Source organism: Nocardia sp. NBC_01388 (genome assembly GCF_045040085.1).
Lineage (GTDB): Bacteria > Actinomycetota > Actinomycetes > Mycobacteriales > Mycobacteriaceae > Nocardia.
Map to the genome: position 1 here is coordinate 7,337,030 of NZ_CP109553.1, position 14,370 is coordinate 7,351,399.

3 protein-coding genes (1 of these 3 running past the window's edge) are annotated in these 14,370 nt (G+C 67.8%); all 3 read left to right on the forward strand.

The window, feature by feature from the left end:
* A protein-coding gene (locus tag OG716_RS34930) for a non-ribosomal peptide synthase/polyketide synthase (RefSeq protein WP_405134594.1) crosses the window boundary here: on the forward strand, positions 1-13,658 show its final stretch. Its footprint begins 24,688 nt before the window's first position; only the last 13,658 of its 38,346 coding nucleotides appear in the window; its start codon lies off the left edge, out of view; its stop codon occupies positions 13,656-13,658.
* Between the two features lie 52 nt (positions 13,659-13,710).
* Positions 13,711-13,929 (forward strand): MbtH family protein, encoded by a 219-nt coding sequence (locus OG716_RS34935; protein WP_327142334.1) that lies wholly within the window; start codon positions 13,711-13,713, stop codon positions 13,927-13,929.
* 130 nt (positions 13,930-14,059) lie between these two features.
* The gene (locus OG716_RS34940; protein WP_405134595.1) at positions 14,060-14,197 is read left to right on the forward strand and encodes a hypothetical protein; all 138 of its coding nucleotides are present in this window, start codon (positions 14,060-14,062) and stop codon (positions 14,195-14,197) included.
* The last annotated feature ends 173 nt before the right edge of the window (positions 14,198-14,370 follow it).

Consider the following 14,370-nt stretch of genomic DNA (forward strand, 5'->3'; position numbering starts at 1 on the left):
GCCCCGCCCTGCCCGCACTCGTCGCGGGCCCGCGCCCGGACCGGATTCCGCTCTCGGCCCCGCAGCAGTCCATGTGGCTGATGAACCGGCTCGATCCGGATTCCGCCGCGCACAATATTCCGATCGCGGTCCGCATTGTCGGCGAGATCGACTACGCCGCAATGCGACTGGCCTTCACCGATGTGGTGACCCGGCACGAGGTGCTGCGCACCGTCTACCCGTTCGATGCCGAGGGCGCCGGCCACCAGGTCATCCTGCCGCCGCACACCGCCATGCAGTTGGAGGTGGAGACCCTCACCGGTCCGCTGGAGCGCCGGCTGGCCGAAACCGTCACGCGCGGTTTCGATGTCACCACCGAGGTCCCGGTCCGCGCCCTGCTGCTGCGCGAATCCGATACCAGCCACGTCCTGGTGATCGTGCTGCATCACATCGCCGGCGACGGTGTTTCGATGAACCCGCTGCTGCGCGATCTGGTCGCGGCCTATCTGGCCCGGCTGATCGGCGTGGCGCCGCAGTGGCAGCCGCTGCCGGTCCAGTACGCCGACTACACGCTGTGGCAGCAGCAGGTGCTGGAACTGCACGCCGATCGCGAAATCGCCTACTGGCGTGCGGCACTCGCCGAACTTCCCGACGAACTCGCACTGCCGCTGGATCACCCGCGCCCGGCCATCGCCTCCATGCGCGGCGGCGGCGTCCGCGGCCGTTTCGGCGGCGGCATCGGTGCGGGCATCACCGCCCTGGCGCAGCGGCACAATGCGACGCCGTTCATGGTGCTGCATGCCGCCCTGGCCGTACTGCTGGGCCGGATGGCCGGTTCCGACGATGTGGCCATCGGCACCCCGGTCGCCGGTCGCGAGGCCGCGGCGCTCGACGACCTGATCGGCATGTTCGTCAATACGCTGCCGCTGCGCACCACTCCGGCCCCGGGCCGGACCTTCACCGAATTGCTCGCGCAGACCAAGGAGGTGGACCTGGCCGCGTTCGCGCATGCCACGGTGCCCTTCGAACGCCTGGTGACCGAACTCGGCGTCGAGCACGCACCGGGCCGGAATCCGCTGTTCACGGTGGCTCTCAGCTATATGGATCTGGAATCGGGCGCTCGCGCGGTCCCGGGTCTGGTGATGGAGGCCGTCGACTCCGGCGACACCATGTCGAAGTTCGATCTGCTCTTCACCATCGGTGAGAACCTCGATGCGGACGGCCACCTGGCCGTCGAGATCACCTATGCCACCGACCTTTTCGAGGAGTCGACCGCCGCCGGACTGCTGCGCCGATTCGGCCGGGTGCTGGCCGCGATCACCGCGGACGCGCAGGTGTGCCTGGGCGCCATCGATCTGCTGTCCCCGCACGAGCGGGCCCAGGTGCTGAACCGCCGCGGTCCGCGTGCACAGCCGGTGCGCACCCTGGCCCAGATGATGCGGGCTGCAGTCGAACTGAACCCGCACGGCCCGGCCCTGATCGGCCGGACCGCCACGCTCACCTACGCCGAGCTCGACGACCGGTCCTCGCGACTGGCCCGCCTGCTCATCGCGCGCGGGGTGGGTGCGGAGGACTACGTGGCCGTCGCCGTGCCGCGCTCGATCGAATCGATGGTGGCGCTGTGGGCCATCGCCAAGACCGGTGCGGCCTACCTGCCCATCGATCCGAACTATCCGGCCGGGCGCATCGCGCATATGCTCGCCGACTCCGGCGCGGTGATCGGCCTGACCCTCGCCGCCCATGCGGACGGCCTTCCGGTGCAGACCGATTGGCTGGTCGTCGACGGGCCCGAGCTGGTGTCCGATCTGACCGGCCGCAGCGGCGCACCGATCGGCGACACCGAACTGGTCCGCCCGGTGAGCGCCGCCAATGCGGCGTGGATGATCTACACCTCCGGCTCCACCGGACTGCCCAAGGGTTGTGTCATCTCGCACGCGGGCATCGTGGGTGTCGGCGCGGCCAATGCCGAACGCTGCCACACCACCTCCGAAGACCGGGTGCTGAACCGTTCGTCCCCGAGCTTCGACGCCTCGCTGCTCGAGGTGTGCATGGCGCTGCCGGTGGCGGCGGCACTGGTCGTGGCGCCCGCCGATGTGTTCGGCGGCGCGGAACTGAGCGATCTGATCCGCACCGAACGGGTCACCCAGACCTTCATGACCCCGTCGGTGCTGCTGACCATGGACCCGAAGCAGGTGCCCGGCCTCGAGCACATCACGGTCGGGGGCGAGTCCTACGGCGCGGAGCTGATCGAGCGCTGGGGCGCCGGCCGGGAACTGTACAACGTGTACGGCCCGACCGAAGCCTCCATGATCACCAATATGAGCTCGGCCATGCGGCCGGGTGAGGGCCCGGTACTGGGCAGCTTCGTACCCGGCATGTCCGCGGCGGTGCTCGACACCTGGCTGCAGCCGGTGCCGGACGGCGTTGTCGGCGAAATGTATTTGCGCGGACCGGCTCTGGGACGTGGCTACTTCGATCGCCCCGGCCTGACCGCCGGTCGCTTCGTGGCCGATCCCTACGGCGCGCCGGGGGAGCGGCTCTACCGCACCGGTGACCTGGTGCGCTGGTCCACCCGCAGTGTCGGCGGCATCGCCTACCCGGTGCTGGAGTTCGTCGGCCGCTCCGATGATCAGGTGAAGGTGCGCGGCCTGCGCATCGAGCTCGGTGAGATCGATGCGGCGCTGTCGTCCTTCGACGCCGTCGACTTCGCCGCGACCGTCGGGCACACCGCCGCCAATGGTGATGTCTCGCTGGTGTCGTACGTGACCGCGGCCGCCGGTCGCACCGTCGATGTGGACGAACTGCGCGCCTTCGCGGCCCGCTCGCTGACCGCGTTCATGGTGCCCTCGGCGATCATGGTGCTCGACGCCATCCCGCTCAGCCCGACCGGCAAGCTGGACCGAAAGGCCCTGCCGGAGCCGATCTTCCGGGCCGCGGAGTTCCGCGCACCGGTCACCGTCGCCGAACACGCGGTGGCCGAGGTGATCGCCGAGGTGCTCGAGGTCGACCTCGCGGCCGTCGGCCTGGACGACGACTTCTTCGGCCTGGGCGGCAATTCACTGAGTGCGGCCAAGCTTTCGGCCCGCCTCTCCGCCCGCCTGGGTGTGGCGGTCGCCATGCGCACGGTCTTCGAGCAGTCGACCGTGGCCGCCCTGGCCGCGGTGCTCGGCGCGGCCGATGCGGCCGCGAGCGGTCCGGTGCTGGCCCCGCGCACGAGCAGCGGCCCGACGCCGCTCTCGCTGGCGCAGCAGCGCATGTGGTTCCTCAACCGGCTCGACGGGGAATCGGCCGCCTACAACATTCCGATGGCCATGCGGCTGTCCGGCGATCTGGATGTGGCCGCGCTCGCCGCCGCCCTCCGGGATGTGATCGGCCGTCACGAGGTGCTGCGCACTGTCTACCCGCTCACCGAATCCGGTCCGGCACAGGTGATCCTGCCCCTCGAGCAGGCTCCCGTCCCGGCCCTGGAACCGATCGGCGTGGCAGCGGACGAGGTGCTGGCCGCCGTATCGGAATTCATCGCCCGCCCGTTCGATGTGACCACCGCCGTGCCGCTGCGCGCGACGCTGCTCGCGGTCGCCGGAACGACCGATGAATTCGTGCTGGTGGTGGTCGTACACCATATCGCCGCCGACGGTTCGTCGCTGGTTCCGCTGACCCGCGATGTGATGACCGCCTACGACGCGCGCCGCGCGGGCCGGGAGCCCGGCTGGGCGCCGCTCGCGGTGCAGTACGCGGATTACACGCTCTGGCAGCGTGATCGGCTCGGCGCCGAGGACGATGCCGAGTCGCTGCTCTCCAGGCAGCTGCGGTTCTGGCAGGACACCCTGGCGGAGCTGCCCGATCAACTGTCGCTGCCGACCGATCGGCCGCGCCCGGCGATCGTGTCCACCGCGGGCGACGAGGTCGATTTCACCATCAACGCGAGCATTCACGCCCGCGTGGAGGAACTGGCTCTCGCGTTCGGCGCGACGCCGTTCATGGTTGTGCACGCCGCCTTCGCGGTCCTGCTGGCCCGGTTGTCCGGCACCGCCGATATCGCCGTCGGCACGCCCATCGCCGGTCGCGGTGAGGCCGTGCTCGACGACGTTGTCGGCATGTTCGTCAATACCCTGGTGCTGCGCACCGATATTCGGGCCGGCGAGACCTTCGCCGCTCTGGTGCAGCGGGTCAAGGCCGCCGATCTGGCCGCCTTCTCCCATGCCGAGGTGCCGTTCGAACGTCTGGTGGAGGTGCTCAACCCGGCTCGCTCCACCGCCCGGCATCCGCTCTTCCAGATCGGCTTCTCCTTCCTGAACCAGGGCGGGGCCGGTCTCGAACTGGACGGATTGACCGTCAGCGCAGCCGAATTCGACAACCCCATCTCACAGTTCGACCTGCATCTCGTGGTTGCGCCGCAGCACCGGGCCGATGGCACGGCAGCCGAGCTGCTCGCCACCATCACCTATGCCACCGCGCTGTTCGAGCATTCGACGGTCGCCGATCTGGCGGATCGCTTCCGGCGCCTGCTGGAGGCGGTCGCCACCGCGCCCGGTACACCGGTGGGCGAGGTCGAGCTGCTGGCAGCGCCCGAGCGGGAGCGAATCCTGCAGTCGTGGAACAGTACCGCGCATGCGGTGGACACCACGGCGACCCTGGCCTCACTGCTGGCCGCCGGCATTGCGCGGCAGCCCAAGGAGGTCGCGATCGTCGCGGACCTGCCCGAGACGGAGGCCGGGCGGGCCGAACTCACCTACGGTGAACTCGGCGAGCGTGTCAATCGCCTTGCCCGGCAGCTGATCTCGCAGGGCGTCGGTCCCGAGGACCGGGTGGTGCTGGCCCTGCGCCGCTCCATCGACCTGGTGATCGCCATGTACGCGGTCTCGGTCGCCGGTGGCGCGTATGTGCCGGTGGATCCGGACCAGCCCGCCGAGCGCACCGCCTACGTGCTGGAATCCGCCGCCCCGGTATGCGTGCTCACCAATGCCGACGCCGGATTCGACACCGATATCGCACCCGTTGTGCACATGGACGAGCTGGACCTGTCCGTGCACTCCGGTGCGCCGGTGCAGGACGCGGATCGCCGTGCGCCGCTGCATCCTTCGCACACGGCGTACGTGATCTTCACCTCCGGTTCCACCGGCCGCCCCAAGGGCGTGGCGGTGCCGCACGCGGCCATTGCCAACCAATTGCAGTGGAAGGTAGCGGAATTCGCGCTGGACGCCGCCGATGCGGTGCTGCTCAAGACCGCCGCCACCTTCGACCTCTCGGTCTGGGAATTCTGGTCGGCCGCGGTGAGCGGTGGCCGCCTGATCATCGCGACGCCGGACGGACACCGCGATCCGGTGTACCTGAACGAGCTGATCGCCCAGGAGTGGGTGACCACCCTGCACGTGGTGCCGTCCATGCTGGACGCGCTGGCCGCCAATGGCCTGCCGGACAGCCTGTGGCGCATCCTCGCCATCGGTGAGGCCCTGCCCGCCGCGGTCGCGCAGCGGGTCCGGGAACTGGCACCGCGCACGGAGCTGTTCAATCTGTACGGCCCGACCGAGGCGGCGGTGTCCATCACCTCGCACTTGGTGACCGATGCCGATCAGGGTTCGGTGTCCATCGGTGCGCCGGAGTGGAACAGCAGTGTGTACGTGCTGGATGCACGCTTGCGGCCGGTCCCGGTCGGCGTGTCCGGTGAGCTGTACCTGGCGGGTGCGCAGTTGGCGCGCGGCTACTTCGGCCGCGCCGATCTGACTGCGGATCGCTTCGTGGCCAACCCGTTTGCCGCTGGTGAGCGTATGTATCGCACCGGTGACCTGGTTGCCTGGGCGGCGAGTGGTGAGCTGGAGTATCGGGGTCGTACCGACTTCCAGGTGAAGATCCGGGGTTTCCGTATCGAGCTGGGTGAGATCGAGGCGGCTTTGCTGTCCATGCCGGAGATCGCGCAGGTCGCGGTGCTGGCCAAGTCGGATCAGCGCACCGGTGACCGGCTCGTGGCCTACCTGGTCCCTGTCGATCCCGAAACGGGTATCGAAGTGCCGCAGGTCAAGTCGGCCCTGTCGGCGGCACTGCCGTCGTACATGGTGCCGTCGGCCTTCGTGGTGCTCGATGCCCTGCCGCTCAACGTCAACGGCAAGCTGGACCGAAAGGCCTTGCCGGAGCCGGAGTTCGAGGCCACGATCTTCCGTGCGCCGTCCACCTCGATCGAAGTGATTGTGGCAGAGGTGTTCACCGAGGTCCTCGGCAGCGAGCGTGTCGGTGCGGACGACGACTTCTTCGCACTCGGCGGCAACTCGCTGCTGGCCACCCAGATCGTGGCGCGGCTCGGTGCGGCCCTCGATACCCAGGTGCCGGTCCGGGCCGTATTCGAGGCGTCGACCGTTGCCGACCTCGCACTGCGGGTGCAGCGCTACAGCGGTATCGCCGCGCGCCCGGCCCTGACGGCTCGCCCACGCCCGGAAGCGATTCCGCTGTCACCCGCCCAGCAGCGCATGTGGTTCCTGAACCGCTTCGATGCCGAATCGGCCGCCTACAACATCCCGGTCGCCATCCGTCTGTCCGGCGATCTGAACGCGGACGCCATGCGGGCGGCCGTGCTGGATATCGTTGCGCGCCACGAGATCCTGCGCACCGTCTACCCGCAGACGCCCGCCGGGCCGGTGCAGGTCATCCTGCCCGTCGGCGAGGCCACACCGGAGCTGGAACGGCTTGCCGTACCGGCGGCGGATATCGAAGCCGCCGTGCTCGAACTGGTGGGCACCAGCTTCGATGTTGTCACCGGGGTGCCCTTGCGGGCCGCGCTCATCGAGGTCCTCGGTGATACGGCCGCCCAGGAGTGGGTGCTGGTCCTGGTGATGCACCACATCGCCGGCGACGGTACGTCGATGGCCCCGTTCACCCGGGATCTGGTGTCCGCCTACCGGTCCCGTATCGCGGGTGCCGCCCCCGCGTGGGCGCCGCTGGCGGTGCAGTACGCGGATTACTCGATCTGGCAGCGTGAGCTGCTGGGTGCCGAGGACGACGCGGAATCGCTGGCCGCCGAGCAGGTCGGGTTCTGGAAGCAGGAATTGGCTGAGCTTCCGGATCAGCTGGATCTGCCGTCCGATCGTCCGCGACCGGCGGTGCAGTCCTTCGCCGGTGGCAAGGTCGAGGTGTCCATCGACGCCGAAATCCATCGTGCACTGGCCGAACTGGCGCGGGCTCAGGGCGCGACGCTGTTCATGGTGGTGCACACGGCCCTCGCGGTGCTGCTGGCGCGGCTCTCGGGCACCGATGACATCGCCATCGGTACGCCGATGGCGGGTCGTGGCGAAGCCGCACTGGATGACTTGATCGGTATGTTCGTGAACACGCTGGTGTTCCGTAGCCGGGTGGATGGTGGTGAGTCGTTCACCGATCTGCTCGCGCGTCAGCGTGAGACGGATCTGCAGGTGTTCGCCAATGCCGATGTGCCGTTCGAGCGCCTGGTCGAGGTGCTCAATCCGGTGCGTTCCACGGCGCGGCATCCGCTGTTCCAGGTGGGTCTGTCGTTCCAGAACCTGGCGCAGTCCACTCTCGAACTGCCGGGCCTGACCATCTCCGGTCTGGACTTCGACACCCAGATCTCCCAGTTCGATCTGCACTGGATCATCGGCGACAGCTACCTTGCCGACGGCACTCCGGCCGGCATCGGCGGTGTGATCACCTACGGCGCCGATCTTTTCGACGCCGCTACGGTGCAGATATTCTCCGATCGGTTCCTTCGCCTGCTCACCGCCGTGGTGGCCGATGCCGCCCGCCCGGTCGGCGATATCGAATTGCTGGAGTCCCGCGAGCGTGCCGAACTGACTGCTGCCCGCAATGCGACTGTGCACGAGACGGATTCGGCCGCGACCCTGGTATCGCTGCTGAACACCACCGTGGCCGCCGCTCCGACCGCTGTTGCGCTGATCGGGCCGGACGGTGAGGTGCTGACCTATGCCGAGCTCGGTATCCGGGTGAATCGTCTTGCCCGGCATCTGATCTCGATCGGTGTCGGCCCGGAGTCGCGGGTCGCGCTGGCGCTGCGGCGTTCGGTCGATCTGGTCGTGGCCATGTACGCCGTCTCCGTCGCCGGTGGCGCGTACGTGCCGGTGGATCCGGATCAGCCTGCCGAGCGCACGGATTACATCCTCGAGACCGCCGCCCCGGTGTGTGTGCTCACCAATGCCGAGGCCCGCTTCAGTACCGAGGCCGCGCCGCTGGTGCGCTTGGATCAGCTGGTGTTGGAATCGGTTGCGGTCGAGCCGATCACCGATGCGGGTCGGGTGTCGCCGCTGTTGCCGTCGCATACCGCGTACGTGATTTTCACGTCCGGTTCGACGGGTCGTCCGAAGGGTGTGGCGCTGTCGCATGCTGCGGTGGCGAATCAGTTGCAGTGGAAGACGGCTGAATTCGGTCTCGGTGTCGATGACGCGGTGCTACTCAAGACCGCAGCGACCTTCGACCTTTCGGTCTGGGAGTTCTGGTCGGCCGTTGTCTGCGGTGGTCGCCTGGTCATCGCTTCGGCGGATGGTCATCGTGATCCGGCGTACTTGAACGAGTTGATGGCTCGTGAGCTGGTCACCACGTTGCATGTGGTGCCGTCGATGTTGGATGCGTTGCTGACCGAATCCGGTGGCGTGCTGACGAGTTCGTTGCGCCGGGTGCTGGCTATCGGTGAGGCGCTGCCTGCGACCGTGGCGCAGCGCTTCCGCAAGGCGAACCCGTTCGCGAGGCTGTTCAATCTGTACGGCCCGACCGAGGCGGCGGTGTCCATCACCTCGCACTTGGTGACCGATGCCGATCAGGGTTCGGTGTCCATCGGTGCGCCGGAGTGGAACAGCAGTGTGTACGTGCTGGATGCACGCTTGCGGCCGGTCCCGGTCGGCGTGTCCGGTGAGCTGTACCTGGCGGGTGCGCAGTTGGCGCGCGGCTACTTCGGCCGCGCCGATCTGACTGCGGATCGCTTCGTGGCCAACCCGTTTGCCGCTGGTGAGCGTATGTATCGCACCGGTGACCTGGTTGCCTGGGCGGCGAGTGGTGAGCTGGAGTATCGGGGTCGTACCGACTTCCAGGTGAAGATCCGTGGTTTCCGTATCGAGCTGGGTGAGATCGAGGCGGCTTTGCTGGCCATGCCGGAGATCGCGCAGGTCGCGGTGCTGGCCAAGTCGGATCAGCGCACCGGTGATCGTCTGGTCGCCTACCTGGTGTCCGCGGGCCCGGAACTCGATCAAGCGCAGGTGCAGTCGGCGCTCTCGGCCTCCCTGCCGTCCTACATGGTGCCGTCGGCCTTTGTGGTGCTCGATGCACTGCCGCTGAACGTCAACGGCAAGCTGGATCGCAAGGCGCTGCCGGATCCGGTGTTCGCCGCCCGTGAATTCCGGCCTCCGGCAGGCGAAATCGAGACGGCCGTCGCCCGGGTCTACGCCGAGGTGCTCGGCGCGGAGCTGGTCGGCGCGGATGACGATTTCTTCGCGCTCGGCGGTAATTCGCTGCTGGCCACCCAGGTGGCGGCACGCCTCGGCGCGGCGCTCGACACCCAGGTGCCGGTGCGCGCACTGTTCGAGGATTCCACCGTGACCGGACTGGCCGTCCGATTGGCCGAGACGGCCGGTGCGGGCGCACGACCGGCACTCGTGGCTCGCCCACGGCCGGAAGCGATTCCGCTCTCGCCGGCGCAGCAGCGCATGTGGTTCCTCAACCAGTTCGACACCGATGCGACCGCCTACAACGTGCCGGTCGCGATTCGCCTGACCGGTGAGCTGGATGTGGTCGCGCTGCGGCTGGCTATCGGCGATATCGTCGCGCGCCACGAAATTCTGCGGACCGTCTACCCGCAGACCGAGGACGGTCCGGTGCAGGTGGTGCTCCCGGCCGCGCAGGTGCTGCCGGAACTTGTGGTCGGCACCATCACCGAGGATCGGATTGTCGATGCGGTGGCCGGACTGGTCGGCGCCCGCTTCGATGTCACCGCGGAGGTGCCGCTGAAGGTCGCACTGTTCGATATCGGGGGCCTGGCCACCGATTACGTACTGGCGCTGGTGATTCACCACATTTCCGCGGACGGTTCCTCCATGGCGCCGCTGACCCGCGATCTGGTGACCGCCTATGCGGCCCGAGCCGCCGGTCACGCGCCGGCCTGGGCGCCGCTGGCGGTGCAGTACGCGGATTACTCGATCTGGCAGCGTGAGTTGCTGGGTGCGGAGAGTGACGCGGAATCCCTGTCCGCCAAGCAGGTCGGGTTCTGGAAGCAGGCCCTTGCCGAGCTGCCGGATCAGCTGGATCTGCCGTCCGATCGTCCGCGACCGGCGGTGCAGTCCTTCGCCGGTGGCAAGGTCGAGGTGTCCATCGACGCCGAAATCCATCGTGCACTGGCCGAACTGGCGCGGGCTCAGGGCGCGACGCTGTTCATGGTGGTGCACACGGCCCTCGCGGTGCTGCTGGCGCGGCTCTCGGGCACCGACGATATTGCGATCGGTACGCCGATGGCGGGTCGTGGTGAGGCGGCACTGGATGATCTGATCGGTATGTTCGTGAACACGCTGGTGTTCCGTAGCCGGGTGGATGGTGGTGAGTCGTTCACCGATCTGCTCGCGCGTCAGCGTGAGACGGATCTGCAGGTGTTCGCCAATGCCGATGTGCCGTTCGAGCGGCTGGTCGAGGTCCTGAATCCGGTGCGCTCGACCGCGCGGCATCCGCTGTTCCAGGTGGGTCTGTCGTTCCAGAACCTGGCGCAGTCCAACCTCGAACTGCCAGGTCTGTCGGTCACCGGTATCGATTTCGATAACCAGGTCTCGCAGTTCGATCTGCACTGGATCGTCGGCGACGACTACCACGCCGACGGGACTCCGGCCGGCATCAGCGGTGTGATCACATACGGCGCAGACCTTTTCGACGCCGCTACGGTGCAGCTCGTCGCCGATCGGTTCCTTCGCCTGCTCACCGCCGTCGCGGTCGATGCCGATACTCCGGTCGGTGATATCGACCTGCTGGACGGGACCGAACAGCACCGGGTGCTGACCGAGTGGAATACGACCGCGCACACCGTGGACACCACGGCGACCCTGGCCACGCTGCTCGATGCCACCGTCGCCGCCCGTACCGATGCGGTCGCCCTCATCGGCCCGGACGGCACGGCGCTCGACTACACCGAACTCGGTGCACGGGTGAATCGCCTGGCGCGGCACCTGATCTCGCAGGGTGTCGGTCCGGAGGACCGGGTCGCGCTGGCCCTGCGCCGTTCGATCGATCTGGTTGTCGCCATGTACGCGGTGTCGGTTGCCGGTGCCGCGTATGTCCCGGTGGATCCGGATCAGCCCGCCGACCGCACCGCCTATGTGCTGGAATCGGCCGCCCCGGTCTGCGTGCTCACCACTTCCCGCGACGCCTTCGAACTCACCGCGACCGCCCTTGACGGGACCACTCGCCGTCATCTCGACGGGTCCACCCCCCGTCATCCCGGCGCGCTTTCGGCCGGGATCCACGGCAGCGACATTCCGCTGCTTCGGATCGACGAGCTCGATCTGTCGGCCCACTCCGACAAGGCGATCACCGCCGCCGAACGGGTCCGGGAGCTGACGCCCGCCAATACCGCGTACGTGATTTTCACGTCCGGTTCGACGGGTCGTCCGAAGGGTGTGGCGCTGTCGCATGCTGCGGTGGCGAATCAGTTGCAGTGGAAGACGGCTGAATTCGGTCTCGGTGTCGATGACGCGGTGCTACTCAAGACCGCAGCGACCTTCGACCTTTCGGTCTGGGAGTTCTGGTCGGCCGTTGTCTGCGGTGGTCGCCTGGTCATCGCTTCGGCGGATGGTCATCGTGATCCGGCGTACTTGAACGAGTTGATGGCTCGTGAGCTGGTCACCACGTTGCATGTGGTGCCGTCGATGTTGGACGCGCTGCTGACCGAATCCGGTGGCGTGCTGACGAGTTCGTTGCGCCGGGTGCTGGCTATCGGTGAGGCGCTGCCTGCGACCGTGGCGCAGCGCTTCCGCAAGGCGAACCCGTTCGCGAGGCTGTTCAATCTGTACGGCCCGACCGAGGCGGCGGTGTCCATCACCTCGCACTTGGTGACCGATGCCGATCAGGGTTCGGTGTCCATCGGTCTGCCCGAGTGGAACAGCCAGGTCTACGTGCTCGATTCGCGCCTGCACCCGGTTGCCGCCGGTGTTTCGGGTGAGCTGTACCTGGCGGGTGCGCAGCTGGCGCGCGGCTACTTCGGCCGTGCCGACCTGACTGCGGATCGCTTCGTGGCCAACCCGTTTGCCGCTGGTGAGCGTATGTATCGCACCGGTGACCTGGTTGCCTGGGCGGCGAGTGGTGAGCTGGAGTATCGGGGTCGTACCGACTTCCAGGTGAAGATCCGGGGTTTCCGTATCGAGCTGGGTGAGATCGAGGCGGCTTTGCTGGCCATGCCGGAGATCGCGCAGGTCGCGGTGCTGGCCAAGTCCGATCAGCGCACCGAAGCGCAGCTGAGTGGTGCGGATTGGCTGGTGGCCTACCTGGTGCCTTCCGATCAGGACTCGGGTATCGATGTGCCGCAGCTGATGTCGGCGTTGTCGGCGGTGCTGCCGTCGTACATGGTGCCGTCGGCGTTCGTGGCGCTCGATGCTCTGCCGCTGAACGCCAACGGCAAGCTGGATCGCCGGGCACTGCCCGAACCCGAGCTCGCCCTCCGCGAATTCCGGGCCGCCGCCACGGCATTGGAGATCGCGGTGTGCACCGCCTTCGCCGACGTGCTGCATCTCGAGCGAATCGGACTGGACGACAACTTCTTCGAGCTGGGCGGCAACTCGCTCATCGCGGTGAAGCTGGCGGCGCGACTGAGTGCCGCACTGGGCGAACGGGTTCCGGTCGCGCGGTTGTTCACCGCACCGACCCCGGCCGGGCTGACCACGCAGCTGACCGGTGACGGTTCCGGCGGGTTCGGTGCGGATGCCGCGTACGAGGTGCTGTTGCCGCTGCGCACAACGGGTTCCGGTGCGCCGCTGTTCTGCATCCACCCGGTGGGCGGTCTGTCCTGGTCCTTCGCGGGTCTGGCCGCATACCTGGACGCTGACCGGCCGCTGTACGGCCTGCAGTCGCCGACGCTGGGAGCGGATGTGCCGCTGCCGGATTCGATCGACGAGTGGGCGGGGCGCTATGTGCGGGAGATCCGCGCGGTGCAGCCGGAGGGCCCGTACCACCTGCTGGGCTGGTCGCTCGGCGGTGTGCTGGCGCATGCGGTGGCGGTGCAGCTGCAGGAGCAGGGGCAGCAGGTGGCGACCCTGGCCATGCTGGACAGTTCGCTGCAGGTCGAGGTCGGTGACGGGGTGCGAATTCCGGTGGCCGAACTGCTCGGCGGTCTGGTGGACGAGAACCTCGGTGTGGCGCTGGAACCGGAGGAGCTGGTCGCGCGGCTGTCCGAACTGCCCGAGCCGTTCGCGTCCATGGGCGCCGATCGGGTGACCCGGGTGATCGATACCGGCCTCCGCTCGATCTCGCTCATCGGCGAATACCGGCCGCGCCGATTCAAGGGCGATGTGCTGTATTTCGCGGCCGCGCTGGACGATCCGAGCTGCACGGTCGGGGTCACCGGGTGGACCGATGCCGTGGACGGTGTGGTGCACACCTATGCGGTGCAGGCCACGCACTGGCGGATGACCGCACCCGATGCGCTCGCCCAGATCGGCTCGGTGCTCAATACCGTCGGCCAGCGGGCAGTGCGATAGCAGACCGATTTTCCCCTAATCCGAACTCTCACGGTAAGAAAGGTTTTCGAGAATGAGCAATCCATTCGACGATGAAGACGCTCAGTTCTATGTGCTGGTCAACGAGGAGGCCCAGCACTCGCTGTGGCCGGTGTTCGCGACCATCCCCGGCGGCTGGACCATCGCGCACGGCCCGGCCCCGCGCTGGGCCTGCCTGGAGTACGTCGAGTCGCACTGGACCGATATGCGTCCGAAATCACTCGCGGACTTCATGGCCAGTGAAGCCGAATAGCCACTGACCCGAAAGACTTTGCGGCACAATACAGCCCGCAACACAGACCCGGGGTGCACTAGCATCCCGTGCGGCGGTCCCGGCCAACGGCCTCGGGGGTCAGTCCGCGAACTAGGAAAAGGAAGAACATATGAAGGTCACCCGTCCCACCATGCGCACCACCACCCCGCCGCCCACCGGCGGTGGCACCATCGACATCGCCGGCATCCTCGCGACGGTGCTGAAGTTCCTGAGCAGCGGTTCCACCGCCAGCTACACCCCGCACTAGTCGCTTCCGTTCCAAGCAACACTTTTCGAAAGGATCAACCATGCCTACCAGTACCGGCAGCGGCGCCCTCGACATCCTGGCCGCCATCGCCCACCTGATCACGTCGGGTTCGTCGACCTCGATCATCCAGCCGACCCCCGGCGTCTAGGAGTCCACCATGGATAGCGGAAGTG